The organism is Pseudovibrio sp. Ad37 (assembly GCF_001623075.1).
GTDB lineage: Bacteria > Pseudomonadota > Alphaproteobacteria > Rhizobiales > Stappiaceae > Pseudovibrio.
The window spans coordinates 64,257-90,103 of record NZ_LMCF01000021.1 but is presented as its reverse complement, the minus strand read 5'-3'; the positions used below and the strand labels follow the sequence as shown (position 1 = coordinate 90,103).

General features: G+C 50.2%; 21 protein-coding genes. 10 read left to right on the top strand and 11 right to left on the bottom strand.

Translation table 11 applies throughout. The annotated features are described in order from the left end of the window. Window positions 1–138 precede the first annotated feature (138 nt). The 3 genes from PsAD37_RS05845 to PsAD37_RS05835 form a co-directional block, all read right to left on the bottom strand. Window positions 139–597 (bottom strand): thiol-disulfide oxidoreductase DCC family protein, encoded by a 459-nt coding sequence (locus tag PsAD37_RS05845; protein WP_063295347.1) that lies wholly within the window; start codon window positions 595–597, stop codon window positions 139–141. Window positions 598–708: 111 nt separating this feature from the next. Then, complete coding sequence (gene adhE / locus PsAD37_RS05840) at window positions 709–3,378, bottom strand: bifunctional acetaldehyde-CoA/alcohol dehydrogenase (protein WP_063295346.1); 2,670 nt, start codon at window positions 3,376–3,378, stop codon at window positions 709–711. Window positions 3,379–3,910: 532 nt separating this feature from the next. Then, window positions 3,911–4,549: a pseudouridine synthase gene (locus tag PsAD37_RS05835; protein ID WP_063295353.1), complete on the bottom strand. Its 639-nt coding sequence runs from the start codon at window positions 4,547–4,549 to the stop codon at window positions 3,911–3,913. 151 nt (window positions 4,550–4,700) lie between these two features. Here PsAD37_RS05835 and PsAD37_RS05830 point away from each other — a divergent pair, with 151 nt between their 5' ends. Continuing rightward, window positions 4,701–5,060 (top strand): cupin domain-containing protein, encoded by a 360-nt coding sequence (locus PsAD37_RS05830; protein ID WP_063295345.1) that lies wholly within the window; start codon window positions 4,701–4,703, stop codon window positions 5,058–5,060. Window positions 5,061–5,248: 188 nt separating this feature from the next. Next, complete coding sequence (locus PsAD37_RS05825) at window positions 5,249–5,530, top strand: SCP2 sterol-binding domain-containing protein (protein ID WP_057464754.1); 282 nt, start codon at window positions 5,249–5,251, stop codon at window positions 5,528–5,530. A 61-nt stretch (window positions 5,531–5,591) separates the two neighbouring features. On the opposite strand, the gene PsAD37_RS05820 is transcribed toward PsAD37_RS05825, so the two are convergent. Next, window positions 5,592–6,239 (bottom strand): TetR/AcrR family transcriptional regulator, encoded by a 648-nt coding sequence (locus tag PsAD37_RS05820; protein WP_063295344.1) that lies wholly within the window; start codon window positions 6,237–6,239, stop codon window positions 5,592–5,594. 97 nt (window positions 6,240–6,336) lie between these two features. Here PsAD37_RS05820 and PsAD37_RS05815 point away from each other — a divergent pair, with 97 nt between their 5' ends. Next, window positions 6,337–7,143, top strand: a complete 807-nt coding sequence (locus PsAD37_RS05815; RefSeq protein ID WP_063295343.1) for a response regulator transcription factor — start codon at window positions 6,337–6,339, stop codon at window positions 7,141–7,143. 253 nt (window positions 7,144–7,396) lie between these two features. Continuing rightward, on the top strand, window positions 7,397–8,149 hold the full coding sequence (locus PsAD37_RS05810; RefSeq protein WP_063295342.1) for a hypothetical protein: 753 nt from the start codon (window positions 7,397–7,399) through the stop codon (window positions 8,147–8,149). On the opposite strand, the gene PsAD37_RS05805 is transcribed toward PsAD37_RS05810, so the two are convergent. The 6 genes from PsAD37_RS05805 to PsAD37_RS05780 all read right to left on the bottom strand — a co-directional run bounded on the left by PsAD37_RS05805 (window position 8,135) and on the right by PsAD37_RS05780 (window position 14,239). Further along, on the bottom strand, window positions 8,135–8,560 hold the full coding sequence (locus tag PsAD37_RS05805) for a Fur family transcriptional regulator (protein WP_063295352.1): 426 nt from the start codon (window positions 8,558–8,560) through the stop codon (window positions 8,135–8,137). The genes PsAD37_RS05810 and PsAD37_RS05805 overlap by 15 nt on opposite strands. 119 nt (window positions 8,561–8,679) lie before the next feature. After that, on the bottom strand, window positions 8,680–9,495 hold the full coding sequence (locus tag PsAD37_RS05800; protein WP_063295341.1) for a metal ABC transporter permease: 816 nt from the start codon (window positions 9,493–9,495) through the stop codon (window positions 8,680–8,682). Continuing rightward, window positions 9,488–10,255, bottom strand: a complete 768-nt coding sequence (locus tag PsAD37_RS05795) for a metal ABC transporter ATP-binding protein (protein WP_063295340.1) — start codon at window positions 10,253–10,255, stop codon at window positions 9,488–9,490. Before PsAD37_RS05795 ends, PsAD37_RS05800 begins: the two co-directional genes overlap by 8 nt. Window positions 10,256–10,416: 161 nt before the next feature. Further along, window positions 10,417–11,601: a mannonate dehydratase gene (gene uxuA / locus PsAD37_RS05790; protein ID WP_063295339.1), complete on the bottom strand. Its 1,185-nt coding sequence runs from the start codon at window positions 11,599–11,601 to the stop codon at window positions 10,417–10,419. Window positions 11,602–11,643: 42 nt separating this feature from the next. Next, window positions 11,644–12,426, bottom strand: coding sequence for an FCD domain-containing protein (locus tag PsAD37_RS05785; protein WP_063295338.1), 783 nt, complete (start codon window positions 12,424–12,426; stop codon window positions 11,644–11,646). 13 nt (window positions 12,427–12,439) lie between these two features. Further along, window positions 12,440–14,239, bottom strand: a complete 1,800-nt coding sequence (locus PsAD37_RS05780; protein ID WP_063295337.1) for a glycoside hydrolase family 2 protein — start codon at window positions 14,237–14,239, stop codon at window positions 12,440–12,442. 655 nt (window positions 14,240–14,894) lie between these two features. Here PsAD37_RS05780 and PsAD37_RS05775 point away from each other — a divergent pair. From PsAD37_RS05775 to uxaC, 5 genes are all read left to right on the top strand, one after another. Further along, entirely contained in the window at window positions 14,895–15,419 is a 525-nt protein-coding gene (locus PsAD37_RS05775) for a TRAP transporter small permease (protein ID WP_063295336.1), read from the top strand. Between the two features lie 11 nt (window positions 15,420–15,430). Continuing rightward, entirely contained in the window at window positions 15,431–16,753 is a 1,323-nt protein-coding gene (locus PsAD37_RS05770) for a TRAP transporter large permease (RefSeq protein WP_057464764.1), read from the top strand. A 53-nt stretch (window positions 16,754–16,806) separates the two neighbouring features. Continuing rightward, window positions 16,807–19,206, top strand: coding sequence for a glycoside hydrolase family 31 protein (locus tag PsAD37_RS05765; RefSeq protein ID WP_063295335.1), 2,400 nt, complete (start codon window positions 16,807–16,809; stop codon window positions 19,204–19,206). A gap of 15 nt (window positions 19,207–19,221) precedes the next feature. Then, window positions 19,222–20,700: a mannitol dehydrogenase family protein gene (locus PsAD37_RS05760; protein ID WP_063295334.1), complete on the top strand. Its 1,479-nt coding sequence runs from the start codon at window positions 19,222–19,224 to the stop codon at window positions 20,698–20,700. Window positions 20,701–20,796: 96 nt separating this feature from the next. Then, window positions 20,797–22,212 carry a glucuronate isomerase gene (gene uxaC, locus PsAD37_RS05755; protein ID WP_063295333.1) on the top strand — a complete coding sequence of 472 codons (1,416 nt, stop codon included), beginning with the start codon at window positions 20,797–20,799 and terminating at the stop codon, window positions 22,210–22,212. 85 nt (window positions 22,213–22,297) lie between these two features. On the opposite strand, the gene PsAD37_RS05750 is transcribed toward uxaC, so the two are convergent. Then, window positions 22,298–24,124 carry a long-chain fatty acid--CoA ligase gene (locus PsAD37_RS05750; protein WP_063295332.1) on the bottom strand — a complete coding sequence of 609 codons (1,827 nt, stop codon included), beginning with the start codon at window positions 24,122–24,124 and terminating at the stop codon, window positions 22,298–22,300. Between the two features lie 372 nt (window positions 24,125–24,496). Here PsAD37_RS05750 and PsAD37_RS05745 point away from each other — a divergent pair, with 372 nt between their 5' ends. After that, window positions 24,497–25,681: a GAK system CofD-like protein gene (locus PsAD37_RS05745; protein ID WP_063295331.1), complete on the top strand. Its 1,185-nt coding sequence runs from the start codon at window positions 24,497–24,499 to the stop codon at window positions 25,679–25,681. The last annotated feature ends 166 nt before the right edge of the window (window positions 25,682–25,847 follow it).

The window sequence follows — 25,847 nt, the reverse complement described above, 5'->3', positions numbered from 1 at the left end:
CAACCCGTTCACGTAATTCTATCGGATATGGCTTGCCCATGTGCCCTCCAAAAACAAGGATGGCAACATTGAATCACAAAAAGTTAAAATGAGAAACCTGAATCAGATCTGGCGCAGCACGCTCTAGTACCAATATTTTCAAAATAACAGCCTTTTTTTGACTTCAGAATTTTGCACTGAACACAAATCTGCCCTGCCGAAAAACTTGTAGCGGTTACGAGCTACAACCCCGTATATCGCATCCTGCAAAAAGCGCGGTAGAATTCGCAATACAAACAGCATGTTCCACACTCCTCCAAGGCGTAAGCCAACGCGTATCAGCGCATCCAGAGAGGTATGTGCCGCTCCATTTTCCAGATACAGCCAGGTCAATGGATTAGATGGATCAAGTCCATAATGGACAGCCAATGCCTGCCCCAGTCTGGATTGCAGAGGCACAATCCTGAACTCTTCTTTCCTATCATTCCTTGCTATCCAAGCAGCTCCCTTCGCACACAGTCCGCAGTGGGCATCCATGATTGAAATGGGTCCATCATCTGGGAATGCTGGGATGCTGTTATCATCCCGATAGGAGAACTTGAGTTGCTTCGTTTCCATGCACAAGAGTTATCACTTTATGTTGGTCACTGTAATGCAAAAACCCCGGAGCTGGTGCCCCGGGGTCTTTTTTCGAGCCGCAATGTTTAGTTTGCAGGATTGGCGTTGGACTTAAGCTTTCGCTTTAGAGGCTTTTTTCGCTTTTTCCTGCGCAAGATCTACAACATCCTCCGCGCGGCCCTCTACGTAGACGCGACCGTAGTAACCATCGAGAAGGAGCTGTTTGATCTCATCGATCAGTGGGTACCGTGGGTTAGCTCCGGTGCACTGGTCATCGAATGCTTCCATTGCGACTTCGTCGAGTTTCGCCATGAACTGCTCTTCAGTGATGCCCAGGTCTTTGAAGCCTGCTGGGATCTCAAGAGCCTTCTTGACGCTTTCTACCCAAGCAACCAGTTTCTCAACCTTTGCTTCACGGCTGTCTCCAGCTGCTGTGAGGCCCAGATGGTCAGCAATATCGCCGTACCGGCATTTTGCCTGAGGGCGCGCATACTGAGAGAATGCGGTCTGTTTGGTTGGGTTGTCATTTGAGTTGTAGCGGATCACGTTAGAGATCAGCATGGCATTGGCCAAACCGTGCGGTACGTGGAACGCTGCACCTACTTTGTGCGCAATAGAGTGACAAACACCGAGGAAGGAGTTCGCAAATGCGATACCGGCGATGGTTGCGCCATTGTGCACTTTCTCACGCGCATTCGGGGATTCAGCACCCTTTTCGTAAGACTCTACGAGGTTCTCTTTAAGGAGTTTGAGAGCCTGCAGAGCCTGACCGTCAGAGTACTCGTTTGCCAGAACAGAGACGTAAGCTTCTGTTGCGTGGGTGATGGCATCAATGCCGCCAAACGCTGTCAGAGACTTCGGCATGTTCATGACAAGGTTCGCATCCACGATTGCCATGTTTGGTGTGAGTTCGTAATCCGCAATTGGGTACTTCATGCCGGTTTCGTCATCAGTCACCACCGCGAACGGGGTTACTTCAGAACCGGTGCCAGAAGTGGTTGGGATTGCAACCATCTTGGCTTTTTCGCCCATTTTAGGGAACTTGTAGATACGCTTACGAATGTCCATGAAGCGCAATGCCAGATCAGCAAAATCAACTTCAGGATGTTCGTACATGACCCACATGATCTTTGCTGCATCCATTGGGGAACCACCACCAATGGCAACAATCACATCTGGCTTGAATGCCTTACAAAGGTCAGCTCCTTTGCGCACGATGGACAGTGTTGGATCTGCCTCTACTTCGTAGAAGACATCTGTTTCCATGCCCAGGCCTTTGAGAACACGAACAGTCTCATCAGCGTAGCCATTCTTGAACAAGAACCCATCGGTTACGATCAGTGCGCGCTTTTTGCCTTCCAGATCACCCAGAGCGATTGGCAGACAGCCGCGACGGAAGTAAATGGATTCAGGCAGTTTGTGCCACAGCATGTTTTCAGCTCGCTTCGCAACGGTCTTTTTGTTGATCAGGTGCTTTGGACCTACGTTCTCACTGATGGAGTTACCACCCCAAGAGCCGCAGCCCAGTGTGAGGCTTGGCGCGAGGGAGAAGTTGTAAAGGTCACCAATGCCGCCGTGGGATGCAGGAGAGTTGATGAGAATACGGGCAGTCTTCATCCGACGGCCAAATTCTTTCACGCGATCTGCGCAACGGTCCTGATCTGTATAGAACACTGAGGTGTGACCGATGCCACCCATGGTGACGAGCTTTTCAGCGATGTCACATGCGTCTTCAAAATTTTTTGCCTTGTACATAGCAAGCGTTGGAGACAGCTTTTCGTGTGCGAAGGCTTCGGCTTCACTGGCTTCGGTGACTTCACCGATCAGGATCTTGGTGCCAGCAGGAACCTTTACGCCTGCCATTTCAGCAATTTTTGGTGCTGGCTGACCTACGATAGCTGCGTTGAGACCGCCATTTTTCAGCAGTACATCTTTAACAGCCTGAAGTTCTTTGCCTTTCAGCACGTAGCCCTGGTGACTGGAGAAGCGCTCTTTAACCTGCTCGTAGATTTCCTCGACAACAATGACAGACTGCTCAGATGCGCAGATCACGCCGTTATCGAATGTCTTGGACATGAGGACAGAAGCAACGAGGCGCTTCACGTCGGCAAACTCATCAACCACAACCGGGGTGTTACCTGCGCCCACGCCAATGGCTGGTTTACCAGAGGAGTAAGCCGCCTTCACCATGCCCGGACCACCGGTTGCGAGGATCAGGTTGATCTCATCGTGTGTCATCAACGCGTTGGAGAGTTCCACTGTTGGAACGTCAATCCAGCCGATGATGTCTTTTGGCGCGCCAGCTTTGATCGCTGCATCCAGAACAATGCGAGCAGCTTCATTGGTTGCCAGTTTTGCACGAGGGTGCGGGCTGAAGATGATACCGTTGCGGGTCTTCAAAGAGATCAGCGCTTTAAAGATCGCAGTAGAGGTCGGGTTTGTGGTTGGGACAATGCCGCAGATGATGCCTGTTGGTTCTGCAATGGTGATGGTACCAAAGGTGTCATCTTCATCGAGGATACCGCAGGTCTTTTCATCCTTGTATTTGTTGTAGATGTATTCGGAAGCAAACTGGTTTTTGATAACCTTGTCTTCCATGACGCCCATACCGGTTTCTTCAACCGCCATACGGGAGAGTGGGATGCGAGCATCCGCAGCAGCCAAAGCCGCCGCACGGAAAATCTTATCTACCTGCTCTTGTGTGTATGTAGCGTAAGTCCGTTGCGCTTTCTTAACCCGAGCAACCAGGGCGTCTAATTCTTCGCGATTAGTGACAGGCATTTTCTTCTCCGTAGGCAAGATCCGAAGCAGAAACGTGACAGACTATCCGTAGTTGTCACAAAACAGCTCTAGGGAGGAAACCGCTCTTCTGTTCGACACAGATATTATTGGGTCACATTGTACTTTAGGCGCATGACTTAAGTCAAAAATCAGAGATATATGAATAGGATGTCATAAAACCGGCCGTCTGATGGCTGCTTTCAGAGACTGAAATCACCATAAAAGCCAAACTTGTCATTTATTGCATAGCATTGCATACAGTTTTCACTTGCAAAATCAATGATATTACACTTTAATTTCAATAACTTAATAACGCACGAGAGTAGGCATATGACTGAGAGGTAGCAAGCGATTTGCTTATAGGACAAGTACTCTGTCTTATACTGTGCGAAAGCTCTTTTTCTGCAATAATTAGACGGTAGTTTCACCTAGTGCTTGTGAATAGTGCGCTCTGGCTGCACAAAATACGATATTACCCGTATTTAATATGACTCATTTTACAAATTATATGAGTCTGGCAGGTTTTGGCGACTTACAGATCCCAAAACGGACAGGAAGCTGTAAAGGTATTGTATTCACCACCTATGGGATGACGCAGCTCAAGCGTTTGCGCGTGGAGGTGCAATCGCTCTGAGAACATCAGCGCCTCTCCGTCTGCGTAGAAGCGATCTCCCACAATGACATGACCAAGCGCGAGCATGTGTACGCGGAGCTGGTGAGAGCGGCCTGTGACTGGCATCAGCTTTACAAGGGTCGTCGCTTCCTCACGGCGGACAACTTCCCAGCGCGTGAGTGCTGAACGGCCCTGCTCATGATCAACCATCTGCTTTGGGCGATTGGGCCAATCACATCTTAAAGGGAGGTCAACCTCCCCTTGATCCTCAGAGACATGCCCCCACACACGGGCAATATATGTCTTTCGCGTCATACGCTTCTCGAACTGAAGCCCGACATGACGATGCGCGTCTTTGTTCATGGCCATAACAAGCAGACCAGAGGTGTCCATATCCAACCGGTGGATGGTTGTTGCTGTTGGGTAGGCGGATTGTGCACGGCTTTCCAGACAGTCCTTATGCTCATCTGCCCGACCAGGCACACTCAGCAAACCACTTGGCTTGTTGAGGACCAGAAGCTGCTCATCCTGTTGGACGACATCAAGGAAGGGCTCCATGGGCGGTGCGTAGATAAAGGATGGGCTCGGAGTGTTCATGGGGGCGCTTATAATGGCTTGTAAGCAAACGTCAACGGATGAGCCTGTCTGTGTTGTACGAGACTGCAACAGCCCCATATAACCGTCAGTATCCTGTTTTTATGAGGCTCTCATGATTGGCAATTTTAATTCTGAATTTGAAAAGATCACTGACTACTGGTCTCCTCGGGTCGTCGCTCAAGTGAACGACCAGTATGTTAAGGTCGCCAAGGTCAAAGGAGATCTCGCCTGGCACAAGCATGATGAGGAAGATGAGCTCTTCTATGTTGTGAAAGGCAGTGTCCTTATTGAGTACGAAGGGGCAGCTGTTACCCTAAATGAGGGTGACTTCCATGTTGTCCCCAAAGGTAAAATGCATAACCCGGTTGCTCAAGAGGAATGCTGGATCGTGCTCATTGAGCCGGTAGCGACAAAGCACACGGGCGATGTTGTGACTGAGAAGACGAAGTCTTTGGCGGATCAGCTGGCATAACGCCCTACTAAGGCAGCAGGGCTAATCCCGAATAAGCGGAATCTGGTGTCTTTACATTCAACGCATGCTGAATTACGCTTACGTTAACACGATGCCTGATGCGTAATACGTAGTGCGCTACTTAGAACACCTTAGGCATCTGCCCGGATTTTTCAAACACTGTAATTTAACAGATGGAGGGAACAAATATGAGCATGGACGCACTTTTGAATGACCTGAAAGGCCGCGTAGAATCCAGCGACTTTGACAGCTCAATCAAGTTTGACTGTGGTGACGAAGGTGTTCTGGTGATTGATGGCAATTCCATATCCACCGACAACAAAGACGTTGATTGCACAATCGGCGTGACCTTTGAAGACCTGCAGTCTCTGATTGCTGGCGATCTGGATCCAACAGCGGCATTCATGCAGGGCAAGTTCACTATTGATGGTGACATGAGCGTTGCAATGAAACTTAGCCAGCTGATGTAATCTCGGCTGCTAAAAGATCGTGCATTCGGGCCACGTGCCCGGATGCCACATAGACTAAAGTCTACGCAGATTCCTGCATTCTATGCTCGATGAGTTGCTGCAAAAACATCGCCCAGTGCTCGATGTAAGCCTGCTTATCTTCTTCCTTCATAAACAAACCATCTGAGCTGATCAGGCCTGTCATCATCTGACGGGAGGCTGTGATGAGCGTACGTGCGATTGTCTGACTTATTCTATTGCTATCAAAAATTGCCAGAATTCGATCGTCAGTCACTTTCGCGAAGTTGTCGAAGGTGGGTTTGATGCGGCGACGCAGCGAGTCTTCCGTTCGCGCTGCAACAAGAATTTCCACCATGGTGAGGTACTCAGGAGAGTTCGCCTGATTCGTCCACCATTTGATAGTCAACTCAGAAATTCTGCTTTTATCCTCACCGATTTCGTTCAACCACTCCAAAGTCAACCGAACGGATTTCGCGAGCAGCCTTTCCAGAACAAAGACCATCAGATCTTCTTTAGTCGGGAAATGATGCTGCAGCGCACCCTGCGAAAATCTGGTCTTTTCGGTAATTTTCTTAATAGATGCACGGTGATAGCCAAATTCGTGCAAACAGCTGATAGCCGCAAGGAGGATCTCCTTACGCATGCGGTCACTCTTCTCTGCCTGAGTAGACTTTCGCGTTTCGCCGGTATCTTGAAAATTATTTTTCATGGAGCCTCACATCAACGCTTGTAAAAAAACCATATGCATGTATTTTTTTCAAGAGATAAGACGAAACACGTAGTGCATAGTTTAGGGAGGAGAAATTATGTATCGGGAGCGTCAGTCCACTGTTGGAACCCTAAGGGAGAAGGTTTCCATGCACACTGTTATTATTGGTGATCCACATCCGGCATTTTCCAGAGCACTTGCGAGTATCTACTCCAATGAGTGTCATGGCGTGAATGTACTTGTGACAAAAAGCTTTTCCGAGTTGCAGACTTGGGTAGAACTTCACCCTTCCGCAGTGGTACTTGTGAACCCTCGTATGAAGGGGGCACCAGGACTCGGCACGGCATCCGCACTGCTGGAGACCTATGAGATTTCCAGCCTTGTCATGCTGCTTGAGCAAGACAATCCGGGCCTTGCAGATTACTTCATTGCCCGCGGTGCAAGTGCAGCTGTTCCAAAGACTGCTGATTTTTCTGTCTTCAAAGCGATTTTAACCGGCGGCACTGTTGAGGTGACCACAGAATCCGAAGATGCGCAGAACGCGTTTGGTATCGACTTTTATGAAGGTCTGGCCAATCTGACACGCCGTCAGGCTACCATTTTGACTTACTTGAAAGAAGGTAAGTTGAACAAACAAATCGCTCATGAGCTCGGAATTTCCGAAGCGACCGTGAAGCATCATGTTTCTGCACTGCTGAGCACCCTGGGCTTTTACTCCCGCTCTCAGCTGGTCGCAATGATCAATGAGCTGGGCATCAACGTGGATTATCGTGGCGGCAACCGCAAAGCGGCGCGTGCCAAGACCAATGCACGCCGCGGAGCCAATGGCTACAAAATCTCAGGCGCGGGTACTGGTGTGACACCGTCCTCCACATTGCAGCCGACGTATGTTGCAGCTCCTTAAACGGAACTGACACACCTGTGGCGAGATTACCGCTCCCTCGCCGCAGTTTATTCTCCTTCCTTTTACGGGTGTTACAGCAACGACCAGTCCAACAGGTGGCGTTGCTGTAGCGCTCTTGCCACAGCAAGCAATTTGTTTTTCCAGTTTGACTGTTTGCGCCTTACATGCACTTGCCGTAGCGTCAACTTTTCCTCATTATTGATTTTGTAGGCTCCCAAGGCCCGGCTTCAATCTTTCAGAGGACTAGAAAACTGTGCAGCCAAGCGATTTTGCCAGTTTGAGCGACCTTGAGGTCATTTGGAGCGATCATGGCGGTATATGTCCGATCCCCACGCGCACCCTTGTTGCTTCTGATTTGCTCTTAAGCATCGGTCCCTCACCGGACAGAGAGTTCGACCAGACGTTTCAACGCATTTCTGGTGCGCTTGTGCTTGCCTATGGAGATCCGCTCTATAATGGTGGGCTCCGCATTATAGACGAAGCTATCGCGCCTGAGCAGAACCAGTTGAACCTTGTGTTTTCGTCCAAACATCAAGGCCACTTCAACGCGGTTAGCCATGAAGCCTTCTACAACAACGAAAATGCGCTGTATGTTCCGTTTCGAAATTGGAGCGAAGTACATCCAGAGGACGATATTGAAAGTCTGTTTGGGGATTACTCACCCGGCATCTTTCTGAGGTACGTGGTGAGTGAACGTACTCGTTCCTTCCCGGATATCCTTGCAAGACTTGCAGAACGAGCCACTGGGTTACAGGTATGTAGTAAGAACCGTTCCCTGCTGTTTTCCAGCCTCTCTGAACTTCGGCGAAAACTTCCAAGTGATCTTATTCTTGTCGATGGCAGCGGGTTTGGCGGCCAACCAACGTCGCGCCAACAGAAGAAGCCTTTGCTTTACACGACAAACTGGATTTCGCGAGAGCTGATCGAACCTTCAGAACTGCACCACACAGAGAGCGATGTACCCAGCCTCTTTGATCTACGGCGCAGGTTTTCACTCAGTTCCTGAGGAGTTTTCCAACTTTTCTTGGCAGGATGCACAGGTACCTTTAATCTCGATGGAGGTTGATTTGGCATCAAAGCCATTCGCGCTGGCCCAACCGCTCAGAATTTCCGCGACATCATTGTCAGCAAATTCCAGCGCCTTGCCACAAGCTTCACAAATCGCAAAGCCAACCATCTCTACAGAATGACATGAGGGATGTGCACACGCGACAAAAGCGTTCATACTTTCGAGACGATGGATCAGGCCCAGCCCGATGAGCTTGTCCAGAGCACGGTAGACCTGCAATGGTGCGCGAAGTCCCTCAGAGCGAAGTTGATCCAGAATGGAGTACGCGCTCATAGGTGCATCTGAAGCGCACAGCAAATCCAGAACCAGACGCTGATTTTTTGTGAGCTTCACTTCTGCAGTTGCCATTGCCACTTCTTTCACTCCACAGCTTGTTGCGTTCATATGCATTCACGCATCACGCCCGAACACTTTGTTCTCAAGCGTCTTCTTATCCAAAAACCGGAACCACTTTTCGGGAATACGCTCTACTGCCCTCGCTCCTTTCCCAATACTCTGTTTATGAGCCGGGATGCAAACAATGAAAGCAAAAATAAGCACAGGCTGGCCACAACGATGGATGGACCGGACGCGCTGTCAAACTGCAGCGAGCCTTCCAGACCAAGGATAACACTCGCAACACCGATGATAGAAGAAGCAACAGCCATTTGCTCCGGTGTTCTGGCAAACCAGCGCGCTGTTGCTGCTGGGATAATCAGAAGCGCTGTGATCAGCAAAACACCGACGATCTTCATGGCAATGGCGATGATTGCTGCCATCATGACCATAAAAACGAGCTGTGTCAGGTCTGGATTGAAACCTTCAGCTTCTGCCAGTTCCCGATTGACCGTGGACGCCAGCAATGGGCGCCAGAGAAAGTACATCAAACCGAGAATGACTGCGGCACAGGCATAAATAGCAAAGACGTCTTCATTGCCAACAGCGAGGATATCACCAAACAGCAGGGAGAGCAGATCAAAACGCACTGAGCTCATGAACGCAAACAGGACCATGCCGAGTGCAAGGGCCGAATGCGACAGTAACCCCAGCAAAGCATCCGTTGAGAGTGAGCCCCGTTTTTGCAAGATGAGCAGGCACAGAGAAACCGTTACAGTCACACCCAGGACGCCCACCATGAGATTGATGTTCAACAGGAAGGCAAGTGCAACTCCAAGAAGCGCTGAGTGGGACATGGTATCGCCGAAATAGGCCATCCGACGCCATACGACGAAACAGCCAAGAGGTCCGCTGACGAGAGCAAGCCCGATCCCGGCTAACATGGCTCTTAGAATAAAATCATCCATGATTGCAGCAGTCTCCAGAATCCCCTTTGGATGGAACGATTGTTCCGTCGGCCTTGTGGCTGTGGTCGTGATGGTGGTGGTAGATCGCCAGAGACTGTGAGGCAGCATCTCCGAAGAGCTGCTTGTAGGCATCCGAGGCTGCCACATGTTCCGGTGCGCCGCTGCAGCACACATGGCCGTTAAGGCAGACCACAGTATCTGTCTGCGCCATCACCACATGCAAGTCGTGCGAAATGAGCAGGATACCGCAGTTCAGTTCCTCACGAATTTGGAGGATCAGATTGTAAAGACCTATCTCACCGGAATAGTCGACACCCTGTACAGGCTCATCCAGAACAAGAAGGTCTGGTGTGCGCAGGATCGCTCTTGCCAACAATGCTCTTTGATATTCACCACCCGAAAGCTGCTGCACATTGGCATCGATGAGATGCGAGATGCCCGTTTTCTCCAGCACCTTATCAATCTCAGTCTTGGACGGTTTGGCGGTCAGGCTCATCAAGCGACCGACAGTCAAAGGCATTGTCCAGTCCACGGCAAGCTTTTGAGGGACATAGCCGACTTTGAGATTAGGTTTGCGCTTGATCTTTCCGGCATCCGCTTTCAACACGCCTAACGCGGTTTTCGCGGTCGTGCTTTTGCCAGCGCCATTCGGCCCGATTAGCGTTACAATCTCACCAGCTTTCACACTCAGAGTCACATTCTGGATCAACCAACGACCTTGCCGTTTGATCCCAACTCCATCCATCTCAATCAATTGCACAATAGGCACCTCAACTCACCATGGGCAGCACCACGAAGGGGATGGCTTTTATATGTTATGTAATAATATTACACAAATAAAATATTCGTTGATTTCACAGTGGGTACAAAAAAGCCGGAGCAATGCTCCGGCTTATTGATGCTTGATTTTCCGAATTTAGCTTATGCAGGTTCGCGCATCGCTCGTATTGCTGTTTCAACACCTCGTAACTCTGCAAGGCCACGCAAACGGCCCACTGCTGGATAACCCGGTGCAGATTTCATTTGCAGGTCTGAGAGCATGGCATGACCGTGGTCTGGACGGAACGGTATCAGATCATCAGAGCCAGCTGCTTTTCTGCACTCTTCTTCATCCACCAAAGCCGAGATCACACCAACCATGTCAACATCGCCAGTCAGATGGTCCGCCTCGTGGAAGGACAGCGGATTGTCTTCGCGTTTGGTCGCTCGCAGATGGACGAAATGTATGCGCTTGGCGTAGCGCTGCACAATACCTACAAGATCATTATCAGCCCGAACACCCAGAGAGCCAGTGCAGAATGTAAAACCGTTCTCAGGTACATCGACTGCTTTCGAAATATATTCGTAATCAGATTCAGTGGAACAAACCCGCGGCAAACCCAAAAGAGGACGTGGAGGATCATCCGGGTGGATTGCCATCACCGCTCCAGTTTCTGCACACACTGGAATGACTTCTTTGAGGAACAGCGCCAGATGCTCTCTGAGCTTATCTGCATCAATGCCGTTGTAGCGCTCCAGGTGGGCGCGAATATCTGCAACCGTGTAGGATTCTTCCGAACCTGGAAGTCCGGCAAGGATCGTTTTGACCAATCCGTCTTTATCTTCCTGAGACATCGCTTCGAAAACAGCAGTTGCACGCGCAACTTCTTCTGCTGAGTATTCTTCTTTAGCGTTCGGGCGCTCGAGAATGAAGATATCGAACGCTGTGAAGACATCCGCATCAAAGCGAAGACAGGTCGCGCCTGTTTCCAGTTCGTAGGTCAGATCTGTACGTGTCCAGTCCAGTACAGGCATGAAGTTGTAGCAGATCTTGGTGATGCCGCAGGCCACCAGATTGCGGATGGATTGCTTATAAGTCTCGATATACTTTTCGAAATCCCCAGTGCGCGTTTTTATATGCTCATGGACCGGAACACTTTCGACAACAGACCAGACAAGACCGGCGGCTTCGATCTCATCTTTGCGCTTTTGAATTTCTTCAACTGGCCACACTACGCCATTCGGGATGTGATGGAGAGCGGTGACAATGCCCGTTGCCCCTGCCTGCCGAACATCTTTGAGAGTGACCGGATCATGTGGGCCATACCAGCGCCAAGTCTGTTCCATGTTTAGCTCTTTGCTTTTCAAATTTTGGGGCCAAGGCCCGGTTTAACATTTCACTTCGGTTATTTTTTTGAGATCATTCACCGCGGCCAGCGGATCGGTATCAAACAGGTATGCGTCAAATGCAGGATCATCGACATCTGAAAGCTCCAACAGCGTCATCCGCACATTCTCCAGATGCTGCCACATGGCTTGCCGGGCCATTTGCGGATCCCGGCATTGAAGCGCCGACAGGATTGCCTGGTGATCATCCAGCCACTTAATCTGATAGCCTTGGTCGAAGATGCGCTGGTGCAGTTGCTCCCACATGCGGGAACGCTTGCGCAGGGTCCAAAGATGCTCAACCGATTCAGTCAGGACAGAATTCTGGCTTGCCTGAGCGACCAGACGGTGGAATTCCTCGTCAGCTTTGTGGCTTCCGGAACCGGATTCGATTTCAACCCGCTCCTTTGCCAGCGTCTCGCGCATTTGCATAACGTCGGCCTTGGTCGCCATTGTTGCGGCAAAAGCTGCAATGTTGCTTTCCAACAGCTGGCGTGCCTGCAGCAGTTCAAATGGGCCAATGTCCTGCTCTAATGAACTGTCTGGTGTCACATCACCAGGAAGACGGAGCACATAAGTACCTGAGCCTTTGCGTACATCAACAAGCCCCTGCACTTCCAACATGATCATCGCGTCTCTGACCAGCGACCGACTAACGCCCAGATCCTCAGAAATCTTGCGCTCTGTAGGGAGCTTGTCACCAATTGCAAAAGCACCGTTCGCTAAATCGCGAACCAGCTCTTCTGCCACATCCTGATAACGTCTTCTGTTCGAGTCTAATGTCATGGTGCAATCCAGATCAGTTTTTCGCTTTCAGCTCTGCATAAAAATCTGCAAGAAGTTTGAAGGCTGTTTTCTTTGTTTTCTTGTCTGAGGCGATCAAGCCTTTGCGGTTCCAACCTTGCTGGAACATGTTCTGTCGACGTTCGACACGGAAATCATAGAGAATCCATGGTGAGATGCCCTTTACGAATTCTCGCTGGCGTAAGGTGGCAATCTGCTTGCGGTAAACCTCAGCCATGTAACTCTCACTGAAGAAGCCCTTCTCCAACTTGCCCTCACCTATGTAACCATCTGCACCAGTTTCGGAGATGACTACAGGTTTGCCCGGCTCGGAGTTGTCCAAGAAGTCGATCAGGTCGTCGAAATTCTCCTCATACCAGCCATAGTACTCGTTGATGCCGATCACATTGATATGCTGGATCAGGCGATCCTCGATACGGTTCTTGGTGTGGTTCACAAGGCAAGCAGCAGAGGTCAGGCGTGTTGGGTCCATCTCTTTTGCGGTATCGACCAGGTGCTTCATGAACGAAAGGCGCTCGTCAGTGTCTGGATTCTCATTCCCAACAGACCAGATGACGACAGATGCTCTGTTGCGATCACGCTTGATTAGCTCCTGAAGCTGGTTGCGGGCGTCTTTGAGGGTATCCGGGTTCTTGAAGTCGATTGCCCAGTAAACCGGTATCTCTTCCCAAAGAAGAATACCTTCACGATCGGCCATTTTGGCGGCGCGCTCATCATGCGGGTAGTGGGCGAACCGCATGAAGTTGCAGTTCAGCTCCTTGGCATGTCGGAACCGTTGCTCCAGATCCTCATCACGTAAGACTTTGCCGGTGAACTCGTCATCCTCGTGCACGGAGATGCCTCGGAAAAAGATTGGCTTGCCATTGAGCTGAACGTCCGTTCCGACTTGATCTATCTGACGGAACCCGATCATGTCTTCGACACGATCTTCACCAACAGAGGCTGTTGCCTGATAGAGGCGCGGGTGTTCTGGTGACCACAGCTCTGGTTTTGATGGGATAACCAGTTTTCCGAAGCCGTCTTTGTCAACGGGAACCTCAGACTTGATGCCCAACTCTTTGAATTCGACTGTGACGGACGCTCTGTCTGGACCGTTGACCTGCAGCTCAATCGCGATTTTATCGTAGGAGCTGTCAGGGATCAGGTAAGCGAAGAAATCTGAGATGAATGTTTTCGGGGTTCTATAGAGCTCTACGTCCCGATAAATGCCACCGTAGTTGAACCAATCGGTATTTCGCATCGGGACACGATCCAGCGTGCGGGTGTTGTTCACGCACAGCATCAACCAGTTGCGACCTGATTTTGCGTGATCGGTTAGCTCTACATTGAATGGTGTGGACCCGCCGTAGTGGTTGCCGAGAAACTCGCCATTCAGGAACACCTTACAGTCGTATTGAGCCGCCCCTACTCTGAGGAAAAGGCGTTCGTCTTCCGGCACGTCTTCCAGATCCAGCGGGCGGGTGTACCACGCACTGCCTTCAAAGAAGTACCATTTGTCCTTGAGCACGGACCAGCACGAAGGGACTGGAACGGTCTCGCCCGCATAAGGGTCGTAATCGTACGGCTCAGTCTTATCTTCCGGCGCTTCTGAAGTGAAAGAGAACCATTTCTGGCGTAGACCGGTATCCAGCAGGTCGACGCAGAAGTTCCACTCTCCGTTTAGCGACTCAGCCTTACGGCCGCCTGTGAAAATCAGCGTGCTGCTGTTCAGATTCTGCTTATTGAAAGGAACGTCATAGTCCTCATCATGCAAGCAAGCCAGGCCGTTATCGGCACCTTCCATCCGCTCAAGCATCACTGATCCTCGTTGACCAATATTGGTTTCGTCGTTGTTGGGACATCCGTCCAAGTTGGTCGACCTATTTGTGTGTATTTGAGAAAATCAGGCGAACGTGCCATTGATCTGAAAATCATCACACCGGAACCTCTGTACACTCAAAGAGCCTCATCATTCCGAAATGTATGTATCAAACCAATAATCCAAACTCTCAAGCTGCTGTTATAAATAGTTTAAATAGCTGACTGAGAGCTTGTTCCTCTTCCCTTTGCCTCAGAATACATCTTTCAGCACGCTACCATTGGTTGGCATTGCTCCCGTCTCTACATCTTCCTTTAAAAACAAGAGGTCAGAGCAATTCCGCTGATACCGTTGAATTGTGGAGAAAGGAGATCAACCAAACCTCTCTCCACACATGTCACATTTGTACAAAACTGCGACATTGTCAAACCATTTTATCATATTGGTTGACCAATAATCAAAAATCAGCAATTAATTGGAGGAGAGGTAATTTAATTGGATTCATTGGATATCCGTAGATTTGCAGATCTCCAACTGAAACCCTCTCACGAATTCAAGATCTCCTAAACAACCCCTCAGGAGAAATTGGTCGCCCACTGTAGATTCTTTCTGCATACTGAGCCCGCGCCTTCACCTGGATTAGGGAAATAAAATGCAAGCGCTGACCAAAATAGTTAACACGATCCTCAAGGCCGTCACGGTGTCGGTTTTTGTCGTGCTCGTGGTGTGTGTGGTTTGGCAGGTTTTTTCGAGATACGTTCTTGGCACGCCAAGCACCGTGACCGATGAACTTGCTCGTTTCATGTTTATGTGGATCGGCCTGATTGGTGCGGCCTATACGCTTGGAATGCGAAGACACCTGGCAATTGATCTTTTAACCGGCTCACTGGTCGGCAAACGGAAATTGTTTTCAGATTACTTCATCATTCTGGCGATCGCCTTCTTCTCAGGTGTTGTCATGTTTTACGGCGGCGGACAACTGGTCCTGAAGACACTCGCCAACGGGCAGGTCTCGCCCGCTCTTCGCGTTCCAATGGGCTACATCTACGCAGCTATTCCGTTCTCTGGCGGCATCATGCTGTTCTACTGCATTGAGTTCTTCATTGGTCTCGTCAATGGCACGGGCACAGGTCCAAACGACCAGATGCCTGATGCCGCTGATCCTGCTGCAAAATAAGAGTAAGTCTGATGGAATTTTTAAGTAGTGAGCTTCAAAGCGGTCTTATTCTGTTTGGTGTGTTTGGCATTCTCGTTACACTCGGCGTGCCGATCTCCTTTGCAATCGGGCTGGCGGCAACAGCAACAATCACCTTTCTGATCTCGTTTGATCAGGCCCTTTTTGTTGTTTCACAGAAGATGGCGAGTGGTCTGGACAGCTTTACACTGTTGGCGATCCCGTTCTTCATTCTCGCTGGCAACATCATGAACTCTGGCGGTATCGCACGCCGCTTGATTGAGCTGGCCAAGATTGTTGGCGGACGTTTGCCGGGGGCTTTGGCACACGTCAACGTTCTGGCAAATATGCTGTTTGGCTCCATTTCGGGCTCTGCTGTAGCCTCTGCTGCTGCAATCGGTGGCATCATGTCTCCGCTACAGCGCAAAGAAGGCTATGACCCTGCCTTTTCTGCTGCGGTGAATGCAGCCTCCTGCCCAACTGGCATGCTGATCCCACCTTCCTCAACGCTGATCGTTTACTCTCTGATCTCTGGTGGCACATCCGTGGCAACGCTGTTCGTTGCCGGATACTTGCCAGGTATCCTGATGGGTCTTGGTGTGATGGTTGTGGCTGGTATCGTTGCTGCGAAACGTGGCTATCCGCTGATCCCGCTGCCAAGTTTCAAAGAGATCCTCTTCAAAATCGCTGATGCTTTCCTGCCGTTGTTGCTCATCTTCATCATCATGGGCGGTATCATTGGTGGCGTCTTCACAGCGACTGAAGCTTCTGCGGTGGCGGTTGTTTACACCTTGCTGCTGGCGGTTGGCATTTACCGCGAAGTGAAGGTCACTGATCTACCAACCATCATTCTTGAGAGTGCGATCACCAGTTCCATCGTGCTGCTGCTGATTGGTTGCTCTATCGGCATGTCCTGGGCCATGACATTCTCTGACATTCCGTACGCAATTGGTGAAGCGCTGGCGAATGTTTCCGAGAACCCATTCATCATCATGCTGGTGATCAACATCTGCCTGCTGGTGATTGGTACTTTTATGGACATGACCCCTGCGCTGCTGATCTTCACACCAATCTTCCTGCCTGTCGCGACTGAGCTTGGCATGGATCCTGTGCACTTCGGTATCATGATGACCTACAACCTGTGCATCGGCATCATTACGCCGCCAGTGGGCAGTGCGTTGTTCATCAGTTGCTCTGTAGGCAAAGTTGCTATTCAGGATCTGATCAAACCAATGCTGCCATTCTATGCTGCGGTGATTTCCATCCTGATGCTGGTGACTTTCATTCCAGAAATCAGCCTGTTCCTGCCGCGCGTCATTCTTGGTTACGGCGGATAACAGACAGACACTTTGCAACCATAACAACACCCAACAAAACTGGTTGAAGCATAATGAAAACGCTAGGTAAGTGGTCCTACATCGCGACCGAACAGAACCGGGTTGACCTGCTTGTAGATAACAAGCATCTGCTTTCTCTGTTCGTTCTTGAAGACAAGCTTGTTCGGGTTCTTTTGCGCAAGAATGGTGAGTTCCGGCAAGGACGAACATGGTCCATCACTCCGGCAGAAACGCCGGTACCGTTTGAAGGCCGGTCTCGTCTTTCTGTCGAAGGCTTTTCGCTGCCAGAGTTTAAGCAAGAGCTTGCAGAGGATACACTTACACTGGAGACGCGGGCTTTGCGCGTCTGCGTGAAAACGCCGCTTCAGATAATCTGGGAGGCAAAATGCGAAGACGGGTCTTACCAGGTTATCGCCAGCGAACGGCCTACAGGCGCTTATATGCTAGGCGTTAAAGATCACAAGAACTCGCATTTCTTCAGCCAACCTGCAGATGACCGGATTTATGGTCTCGGTGAAAAGACTGGCGATCTGCTGCGCAATGGTCGCCGCTACGAAATGCGTAATCTGGATGCAATGGGGTATGATGCAGAGACCACCGACCCACTTTACAAACATCTGCCGTTTACGCTGACACGCACCGGTTCTGGTGTCTCTTATGGGGTGTTCTACGACAATCTTGTGAGCTGCTGGTTTGATCTTGGCAACGAGATCGACAACTATCATCAGCCTTACAGATCATACCGTGCTGAAGACGGAGATCTGGACTATTACTTTATGCTTGGCCCTTCCCTATTGGAGGTGACCAAGACGCAGGTTTGGCTGACTGGCAAGCACATCTTCCCACCGAAGTGGAGCCTCGGGTATTCCGGCTCGACCATGTATTACACCGATGCGGAGAATGCGCAGGAACAGCTGGAAGGCTTTGTTGATCTGATCAAAGAGCACGCCATTCCTTGCGACAGTTTCCAGCTTTCCTCCGGTTACACATCAATTGGCTCCAAGCGCTATGTGTTCAACTGGAACTACGAGAAATGTCCTGATCCAAAAGCCATGACTTCAAAGTTTCTGGATGCTGGCGTTCATCTCGCCGCGAACATCAAGCCATGTCTACTACAGGACCATCCTATGTATGGTGATGTGGCAGCGAAAGGCCTGTTCATTCAAGACAGTGAGGTTGATCAGCCAGAGCGGTCTCTGTTCTGGGATGATGAAGGTTCTCACCTCGACTTCACCAATCCGGATACTGTGAGTTGGTGGAAAGCCAACCTCACCGAGCAGTTGCTTGAGCGCGGTATCGGTTCTACCTGGAACGACAACAACGAGTATGAGATCTGGGATTTCTCTGCTCGCTGTCAGGGGTTTGGTGAAGAGATTGACGTCGGGCTCATTCGTCCGCTTCATTCTTTCCTGATGATGCGTGCCTCTTATGAAGCACAGGTGGAGTATGCACCGGAAGAACGCCCTTATCTAATCTCTCGCAGTGGCTGTCCCGGCTTGCAACGCTATGTACAGACGTGGACTGGTGATAACCGAACTGGCTGGAACAACCTGAAATACAACATCAAGATGGGTCTCGGGCTGTCGATGTCAGGTATCTACAATGTCGGCCACGATGTGGGCGGCTTCTCTGGTGCTCGTCCTGATCCTGAGTTGTTTGTACGCTGGGTTCAAAATGGCGTCATGCATCCGCGTTTCACGATCCATTCGTGGAATGATGATGCAACGGTCAATGAAGCCTGGATGTATCCGGAAGTTACGCCCCTCATCCGCAATGCCATCCAACTGCGTCAGCATCTGATGCCGTATTTCTACACCATGCTGCACGACATGCATGTGATGGATGAGCCGCTTTTGCGCCCAACATTCCTTGATCACGAAGGAGACGCGCGCACCTTTGCGGAGACGGATGATTATCTGCTCGGCAAGGACCTGTTGGTTGCTTCTGTGGTTGAGCAAGGAGCGACAATACGTGAGGTTTATCTGCCAGATAATGGCGATGGCTGGTACGAATTCGATACAGGCGCGTATCACAAGAGCGGACAGACCATCGTTGTTGATGCACCTTTGGAACGCCTCCCCCTGTTCGTGCGTGCTGGTACCGTCATTCCGCTTGCTAACCCAACAGCTAAAAACACCACTGAGTGCCATCTTGAAGCCCTGGCGATCTTCCCGTTCCAAGGCACCGGAAAGCGAGAGCTTGCTGTTTTTGAAGATGATGGCATCAGCCATAAATGGCTCGATGGCACGCACAGCACCTTGCATATGGTTCTTTCCTGCAGTTCCAACGAGCAAATTTTAACTTTGTGCCGCAGCGGTTCACTTGAGATTGATGGACGAGAACTTTCCGTTTTCATCAAAGGCCGCTCACCGAATGGTCTTGTTCCGACTGTGGTCGTGAACGGACAAAAGGTTTCGGATGACACTAACACTTTCTCACTCAATGAGCTTTGATAAGGTCCACCTCCTATGACTTTTGAATTTCAGAAACTCGATCTCAATGCGCTTCCAGGTGATGTGTCTGTCCCATCTTATGATCGTACATCACTAAAGCCGCGTGTCGCTCATATTGGTTTTGGTGCCTTTGCCCGTGCTCATGTTGCAATGCATCTGCACGAAACACTTGCTGCCGGTGGTGGAGATTGGGGCTTGCGGGTGATTGAGTTGTTCGGCACGCCGGATCTGTTCAATAAGCTTGCAGAGAATGATCACCTCTACACGTTGGTTGAGACTGCTGATGAGGGCACCAATACCCGGCTCCTCGGTGCTGTATGCGAGACACAACACGTGGCACGCGATGGCGTATCAACACTGATCGACGGACTAGCCGAAGAGCAGCTGAAGGTCATTTCTCTCACCATTACCGAGAAAGGCTACTGCGTTACAAACGGGAAGCTGGATCTGGATAATCCAATGATCCAGCAGGATCTAAGAGCACCAGAAGCTCCCCAAACCGCTATCGGATTGATCGTTGCTGGCCTTGCGAAACGTCGGGCGCTTGGCAACGGCCCTATCACGGTGATGTCTTGCGATAACTTACCTCATAATGGCGTGCTATGCGGAGTTGCTGTTCGTGAGTTTGCGACCAAGCAGAATGCAGAGTTAGCTGCATGGATCGAGGAAAATGTCTCTTTTCCATCCACCATGGTGGACCGCATCGTGCCTGCGCTGACTGACGAGTCCCGAGACCTCATCCGCGAGAGCCTTGGCGGACAAGTCGATCTGAATGGCATCGTATGCGAGCCGTTCCGTCAGTGGGTGATTGAAGACAACTTCAAAGCTGGACGGCCACAGTGGGAGCTTGCTGGCGCGCAACTTGTTGCGGATGTTGAGCCGTTTGAAGAAATGAAGCTTCGCACTCTGAACGGCTCTCATTCCTTCCTTGCCTACCTTGGCTTCCTTGCTGGCAAGGAGACCATTGCGGATTGCGCTGCCGATCCTGTATTTTACGCAGAAGCGCGCAAGCTGATGGTGGATGAACAGTTGCCCACACTGGATGTTCCAGGCGATGTGGATTTGGAGGCTTATGCGGACTCATTGCTCAAACGCTACTCCAACTCCAAGCTGAAACACCGTACCTGGCAGATTGCTGCGGATGGAACGCAGAAGATGCCGCAGCGCTGGTTAAACTCTGTGAAGTTTCATCTCGCCAATGGCGGCGACTATCGTCATCTGGTGCTCGGTATTGGTGGCTGGATGAACTACATCCGCGCGGATCGCAATGGCGAAAGTTACGAAGTAGTTGATCCGATGAAAGAGAAGCTTGCCGAAATTGTCGCCAAAGACGGCGGCGACGCAACAACCTATGTCGATGCACTGCTTGCTATGCATTCTGTGTTCCCATCTGAACTTGTTGCTAACGATAAGTTCAAGAAAGCGGTTCACAAGGCCTACTGCGCAGTGGCAGAAAAAGGTGCCGCGCAGGCCGTCGCTGATTTGGTTGACTAGGTTTTACGGAAATCCTTGCTCGGCCGCAGGCTGAGCAAACGCTCATACTCAGGGATTGGTCACAGGATCAATCCCCCTACCTTCAGGGCAAAAACGATGCAGCCATTTCTTGGACAAGACTTCCTCCTCGAGACAGAAGCAGCACAGCGGCTTTACCACGACTATGCAGCTGAAATGCCAATCGTGGACTACCACAACCACTTATGTCCGCAGACCATTGCTGAAGACCATCGCTTTGATGATATTGGCCGCGTCTGGCTTGAGGGCGATCACTACAAATGGCGTGCTATGCGGTGGGCCGGGATTGATGAAAGCCTCATCACCGGTAAGGGCACCAGCTTCAAAGAGAAGTTCGTCGCCTACGCTTCCGTGATGCCGAAGTTTCTTGGGAACCCGCTGTACCATTGGACGCATCTGGAGATGTATCGCTACTTCGGGCTGGAAGGTGTGATCCTCTCAGAGAAGTCTGCTGAGACTGTCTGGGAAGTTTGCAACGGAAAGCTTGCGACCAAACCATTTTCCGCTCGTGGCCTGTTGCAGATGCAGCACGTGAAGATGCTGGGAACGACTGATGACCCTTGCGATGACCTGCATTGGCATAAGATGATCGCGCAGGATCCAACCTCTACAATGGTTGTTCGGCCCACCTTCCGGCCTGACCCGGCCTTCAAGATCGATAAGCCGACGTTTCCTGATTACATCATGAAACTCAGCAGAACCGTTGGTTTCCATATCGACAAGTATGAGCGTTTGCTTGAGGCGCTATCCATTCGGTTGGATCACTTTGGACGACATGGTTGCCGTGCGGCGGACCATGGTCTGGACTCCATGCTGTTCTGCCCGGTTCCGTCCGGCACCGAATTGAACCGCATCTTTAAAGAAGGGCAAGGCGGAGCAACGCTGAGTATTGACGATGTGACTGCATTTCAATCAGCTGTTCAGGTGTTCCTAGGAAAGGAATACGCAAAACGTGGCTGGGTGATGCAGATGCACATTGGCGCAACACGGAACAACCGTAGCCGCATGTTCAAAGCGCTGGGGCCAGATGTCGGCTGTGATGGCATTGATGATCGTGAGCTTGCTAATCCACTCAACCAGTTCTTCGACACGTTAGATCGTGAAAAAGCATTGCCCAGAACTGTGCTGTATTCTCTTGATCCAACCAAGAACGAAGTTGTCGTAACAACAGCCGGAAATTTCCAGGACGGTTCCTTCGGCGGCAAAATTCAAGCAGGAACAGGCTGGTGGCACAATGACCAACTGGACGGCATGGAACGCCAGATGACACAACTTGCGCAGATGGGACTGCTTTCTCAGTTCCTCGGCATGTTGACAGACAGCAGATCGTTCCTATCTTTCCCTCGACACGAGTATTTCCGTCGCTTGCTTTGCAGGATCGTTGGGGAGTGGATGGATAAAGGCCACATTCCGGGTGATTTTGAGCTTGCGGGAGGCATGATCAGGGACATTTGCTACAACAATGCAGCAAACTGGTTCCTTGATGAAAAGTAGGTAAGCTTTGGCCCCTGCTTTATCCCTTGGAAGCCCCTTGGACCATGCCTCTGGACCAAGGGGCTTCTGACATCAGGGACCTGCTTTAATCGTCGTGCTTGTAGATTGCTTCCAGAGCATCAGCATGGTTATTGAGTACTTTCGCACGTCTGATCTTCAATGTTGGCGTCAGTTCGCCGGTCTGGATCGAGAAGCCATCTGGTAAGATCTCAAACTTGCGAATACGCTCAACCCGTGAATGACGTGCATTCACTTTTTTGATGCTGGCCTGAATTATACTCCGCAACTGATCTGATTTCAGAACATCTTCAGGCTCGATGTTGTTCTCAGTTGCAAATCGCTGTGCCATCGCACCATCAATGGTGATCAGAGCACTTAAAAAATTCTGATTGTTGCCTGCAACAACAGCATATTCGACAAAAGGAATTTCCATAAGGTCTTGCTCAAGCAACGCAGGCGAGATGTTCTTACCTCCAGAGGTGATGATAAGCTCTTTTTTACGGCCTGTGATAAAGAGATAGCCTTCCTTGTCGAAGTAGCCGATATCGCCGCTGTAGAGCCAACCATCGCGCAGAGATTCATCTGTTGCGGCAGGATCATGCGCATAACTAGAGAAGTTGGTGTCTGCCTTGCAGAGGATCTCACCATCTGCGGCGATCTTGATCGTGACACCATCCATAGGCTTTCCGACAGAACCCAGACGGGTTGCTCCAATGATGTTGATGGTCGCACCACCACAGTTTTCTGACTGGCCATAGACTTCGCGGATGACGATATCCAGTCCTGTAAAGGCCTCCAGAACGCGTTTGGATACGGGCGCACCACCGCTCACGAACATGCGCATTTTATCGAGGCCGATCTTGTGTTTGATCTTATCGAGTACGAGACGGTTCGCGATCTTCTTTTTAGTGTTCAGTACCAAGCCAGCAGACTTGCCGTTGATGCTTTCTTTGTACCAATCCTTGCTGATTTGAAGAGACCATTGGATGAGTTTGCCTTTGAAGCCTTTCTCTTTGCTGAGCTGCTTTTCGACTTTCTCATTGATCTTCTCAAAAATTCGCGGAACCCCAAAGGTTACAGTCGGCCTCACCTCTGTCAAGTGCTCCCCCAGACTGGTTACGGACTTGGCGTAGTAAACCGGGTAGCCAGTGTCACAAGCCTGAATAATGGTGCCACACTGCTCTGCGATATGAGCCATGGGCAGATAGGAAATATAGCGGTCAGCTGAGGTCGGCTTAAAGGCCAGATTCAGTGCATCAGATTCTGCACGGATTGCGCGATGGCTGATCTGCACGGCTTTTGGCAAACCTGTCGTCCCCGAGGTGTAAATCTGGAGTGCAATGTCTTCGGCAGCGATGTCATTGAGGCGTTGGTCAAGCTCAGCATCCAGTCCAGGGCTGTTCTCACCCAGAGACATAAAGCTAGCCCATGTGTATTGATCTGGATTTTCGACGCGCCCATCCAAACGAATGGTCTTACGCAGGTGGCGCATGTTCTCCGCTTGCTCGCCTATACCTTTGAGCTGAGTTTTGGTTTCAGCAAGCAAGATGCGGCCTTGCGAATGGCGCAGGATGTAATTGATCTCAGGTGCAGCAGCTGTCCAGTAAATGCCCGTTGGTACAGCCCCGATCATCATGGCAGCTACGTCCATGATGGTCCATTCAGGACGATTGTAACTTAGAATACAAACAGAGTCGCCGGGATTAACGCCCAGTGCGAGCAGTGCTTTTGCAGCGTTACGTACCTGCTCGCCATATTCGGTCCAGCTCGTTGCTTCCCATCTATCTTTCCCACGAACAAAATATGCTGGTTTGTCTGCAAGACGCTCGACAGATTCCATGAATGCTTGGGGAATGGGTATAAATGTGTTTTGAGCTTGTGCTTGAGTAACGGGCCGGGCCTGCGAACTCATGTTATTCTCTCTATGTTTATTATTTCCAGAGCTTTACATCCTCTGAATTTGTCGGTGTCAAATACAGATACCAAGAATACCCATCAAACCCACAAGAACTACAGGAATTTTCTCTTATTTTCATCTCTCTGGTTCATGAGCAACGAATATTCATTTTTGATTTGACAGAAATTTTACTGAATCCCTGACATATCTAATTGGAAATTTACTTTAATGCTTCTTAGAGGCATTAAATATTAATCATTATCCCAAGAGTTCTTTGGGGATGCTTCTTATTTAGTTGAGTGGTTTCTGCAATTTAGCGGTAAACCAGAGGAATAGATCTCCTATGGTAACTGGGATCGAAAGTCACTCAGTCGGGCAAGTTCATTTATGCAGCAGTTCAGTGTTACGCGCGGTCTAAACCTACCAGATCCTGTTCGCATCAGTCGCTACAAGCGTCTGCCAGAACTTGGCCCTGCCCTCTTGTTCTTCAGCGGAGGAAGTGCGCTAAATCCAACAGCCCGCGCTTTGAAGCAGTACACCCACAACTCCATTCACCTGATGACTCCGTTTGATAGCGGTGGAAGTTCTGCTGTTTTGCGTCATGCCTTTGGTATGCCTGCAATCGGAGATCTGCGCTCACGCTTGATTGCACTGGCAGATGAAAGCGTTCTTGGGCAGTCCGAGATCTACCGTCTCTTCACACATAGGTTTCCAAAAACAGCTTCTCTTGATGACTTGCACGGTGAACTGGTGGATTTGTTGGAAGGGCATGATCAACTGATCGCACGGGTTCCCAATCCAATGAGACGCCTGATCCGGCATCAGCTGGCATTTTTTCATGATGCAATGCCATCAGACTTCGATCTTAGAGGCGCCAGCATTGGAAATCTGATCCTTGCCGGGGGGTATCTGAACAACAATCAGAAGCTTGATCCGATCATCTTCCTATTCTCAAAACTGGTGAACACGCTCGGCACAGTTCTGGCGACAGTCGATGCACGTTTACATCTGGCTGTTGAGCTGGATTCTGGTGAAATCATTGTGGGCCAGCATAATATGACTGGCAAAGAAACCTCGCCCATTGCAAGCCGGATTCAACGGACCTATCTGACCCGTTCTTTGGCTGGAGGTGATCCGGTGGAGATTGAAGTCTCTCCTAAAAAGCAGCATCTTATCGAGACTGCGGACATGATCTGCTATCCTCCAGGAAGCTTTCACAGCAGCTTGATTGCAAACCTTCTGCCAAAGGGCGTGGGCAAGTCTATTGCACGTAGCCCAAACCCGAAAGTGTATGTCCCTAACCTCGGCAATGATCCTGAGCAATTCGGGATGAGCCCAAATGAGACGGTGGATGCACTCTTGGAACATCTGCGCGCTGATGCGGGGGAAGATACGCCAACAGACAAGCTACTCAATTTTGTCGTCACAGATGAAAAACATGCTGCTGAATTTGATTGGGCTGAGCTGGAAGCACAGGGCATTTCCTTGATTGGAGCTGATCTGACAAGCACGCATTCGGTTCCTTATTACGACCCAGAAAAACTAGTTTGCATGTTATTGAGTTTTCTCTAAAGTCCTTTTCGTTCAGTTAAATCATTGTATTTTCGTGATTTATTCCTTTCGCAATGCAACATCTGACAGAAGCAGATGATTTGCAATAGTTTGCCTTGCCCTATTGTCGGTTGATTGTTGCAACTTAGTTAGATCACCTCGAATATCATCTTCAACTTTACTTAAA

Excerpts from the sequence above, each read along its gene's own strand:
- PsAD37_RS05835 (WP_063295353.1), bottom strand. The coding sequence starts at position 4,549 with ATGGAGCCCTTCCTTGATGTCGTCCAACAGGATGAGCAGCTTCTGGTC.
- PsAD37_RS05785 (WP_063295338.1), bottom strand. The coding sequence starts at position 12,426 with ATGACATTAGACTCGAACAGAAGACGTTATCAGGATGTGGCAGAAGAG.
- PsAD37_RS05800 (WP_063295341.1), bottom strand. The coding sequence starts at position 9,495 with ATGGATGATTTTATTCTAAGAGCCATGTTAGCCGGGATCGGGCTTGCT.
- PsAD37_RS05765 (WP_063295335.1), top strand. The coding sequence starts at position 16,807 with ATGAAAACGCTAGGTAAGTGGTCCTACATCGCGACCGAACAGAACCGG.
- PsAD37_RS05820 (WP_063295344.1), bottom strand. The coding sequence starts at position 6,239 with ATGAAAAATAATTTTCAAGATACCGGCGAAACGCGAAAGTCTACTCAG.
- PsAD37_RS05845 (WP_063295347.1), bottom strand. The coding sequence starts at position 597 with ATGGAAACGAAGCAACTCAAGTTCTCCTATCGGGATGATAACAGCATC.
- PsAD37_RS05750 (WP_063295332.1), bottom strand. The coding sequence starts at position 24,124 with ATGAGTTCGCAGGCCCGGCCCGTTACTCAAGCACAAGCTCAAAACACA.
- PsAD37_RS05780 (WP_063295337.1), bottom strand. The coding sequence starts at position 14,239 with ATGCTTGAGCGGATGGAAGGTGCCGATAACGGCCTGGCTTGCTTGCAT.
- PsAD37_RS05745 (WP_063295331.1), top strand. The coding sequence starts at position 24,497 with ATGCAGCAGTTCAGTGTTACGCGCGGTCTAAACCTACCAGATCCTGTT.
- PsAD37_RS05825 (WP_057464754.1), top strand. The coding sequence starts at position 5,249 with ATGAGCATGGACGCACTTTTGAATGACCTGAAAGGCCGCGTAGAATCC.
- PsAD37_RS05760 (WP_063295334.1), top strand. The coding sequence starts at position 19,222 with ATGACTTTTGAATTTCAGAAACTCGATCTCAATGCGCTTCCAGGTGAT.
- PsAD37_RS05830 (WP_063295345.1), top strand. The coding sequence starts at position 4,701 with ATGATTGGCAATTTTAATTCTGAATTTGAAAAGATCACTGACTACTGG.
- PsAD37_RS05805 (WP_063295352.1), bottom strand. The coding sequence starts at position 8,560 with ATGGCAACTGCAGAAGTGAAGCTCACAAAAAATCAGCGTCTGGTTCTG.
- adhE (WP_063295346.1), bottom strand. The coding sequence starts at position 3,378 with ATGCCTGTCACTAATCGCGAAGAATTAGACGCCCTGGTTGCTCGGGTT.
- PsAD37_RS05770 (WP_057464764.1), top strand. The coding sequence starts at position 15,431 with ATGGAATTTTTAAGTAGTGAGCTTCAAAGCGGTCTTATTCTGTTTGGT.
- uxuA (WP_063295339.1), bottom strand. The coding sequence starts at position 11,601 with ATGGAACAGACTTGGCGCTGGTATGGCCCACATGATCCGGTCACTCTC.
- PsAD37_RS05815 (WP_063295343.1), top strand. The coding sequence starts at position 6,337 with ATGTATCGGGAGCGTCAGTCCACTGTTGGAACCCTAAGGGAGAAGGTT.
- PsAD37_RS05775 (WP_063295336.1), top strand. The coding sequence starts at position 14,895 with ATGCAAGCGCTGACCAAAATAGTTAACACGATCCTCAAGGCCGTCACG.
- uxaC (WP_063295333.1), top strand. The coding sequence starts at position 20,797 with ATGCAGCCATTTCTTGGACAAGACTTCCTCCTCGAGACAGAAGCAGCA.